This is a genomic window from Thalassotalea ganghwensis, from assembly GCF_053485795.1.
In genome coordinates, this window is record NZ_JBQRUM010000065.1 from 1 (window position 1) to 525 (window position 525).

Sequence of the window (525 nt, forward strand, 5' to 3'; positions counted from 1 at the left end):
AATCAATGTTGTGCTGCTGACAAAAGTCACAGACCCAATACCAGCAGTGCATACATTCTACGCCAATGACAATATTACCAAGGTACGGATTCAACAGCTGCAGTAAAGCAGCGGGGCTATCTTTAATCTTTTGATGTACGAGGATGACGCCTGTATCATCAATAATACAGACATAAAGTAATCTGGCATGTAAATCGATACCACAATAGTACGGATGCACGTTATTGTAGAAATTCATTGAGCTTTCTCCTATTGGTTTGGTTACCTTGAAGCTTAGTCAATGGCTAGCTTCAAGGAGGAGGCTCAATGAGTATCAAGTTACTCAAAAGGACGCAAAACGCTTGGCTTGTGCTCCTTCGTCGCGAATTTTAGCCAAGCATTTATGCGCCCATTAGTAAGGCGTTAGCAGTACAAGGTAGTATCGATGATCGAGAGAAAGCGTGGAATTTACGATGGGCGCAATAAGTCATCCACATATAAAGATTTAGTTTGGACAGTTGCAACTTCTTCTGACACGTCAGTAGG

The 525-nt window shown here is 42.1% G+C and carries 1 pseudogene; it reads right to left on the bottom strand.

Annotated features, from left to right (window positions below):
- Positions 1 to 238, bottom strand: a pseudogene (locus ACSLUH_RS19495) (IS110 family transposase); the annotation flags it as partial.
- Positions 239 to 525: the final 287 nt, after the last annotated feature.